The following is a 599-nucleotide window of genomic DNA, read 5'->3' as shown; positions in this document are numbered from 1 at the left end:
ATCGGGGTGGGAGACAGTGTCAGGTGGGCAGTTTGACTGGGGCGGTCGCCTCCTAAAGTGTAACGGAGGCGCCCAAAGGTTCCCTCAGAATGGTTGGAAATCATTCGCAGAGTGTAAAGGCACAAGGGAGCTTGACTGCGAGACCTACAAGTCGAGCAGGGACGAAAGTCGGGCTTAGTGATCCGGTGGTTCCGCATGGAAGGGCCATCGCTCAACGGATAAAAGCTACCCTGGGGATAACAGGCTTATCTCCCCCAAGAGTCCACATCGACGGGGAGGTTTGGCACCTCGATGTCGGCTCATCGCATCCTGGGGCTGTAGTCGGTCCCAAGGGTTGGGCTGTTCGCCCATTAAAGCGGTACGCGAGCTGGGTTCAGAACGTCGTGAGACAGTTCGGTCCCTATCCGTCGTGGGCGCAGGAAATTTGAGAGGAGCTGTCCTTAGTACGAGAGGACCGGGATGGACGCACCGCTGGTGTACCAGTTGTCTTGCCAAAGGCATCGCTGGGTAGCTATGTGCGGACGGGATAAGTGCTGAAAGCATCTAAGCATGAAGCCCCCCTCGAGATGAGATTTCCCATAGCGTCAAGCTAGTAAGAT

Annotated in this window: 1 rRNA gene; it reads left to right on the top strand. The window is 56.3% G+C overall.

The features are described from left to right. Positions 1-599: ribosomal RNA gene (locus tag ACNQGS_RS29040) — 23S ribosomal RNA — on the top strand; the annotation flags it as partial.

The sequence above is a fragment of the Neobacillus sp. PVCKKU3 genome, from assembly GCF_058323225.1.
This window is presented reverse-complemented; position numbering and strand designations above follow the sequence as displayed.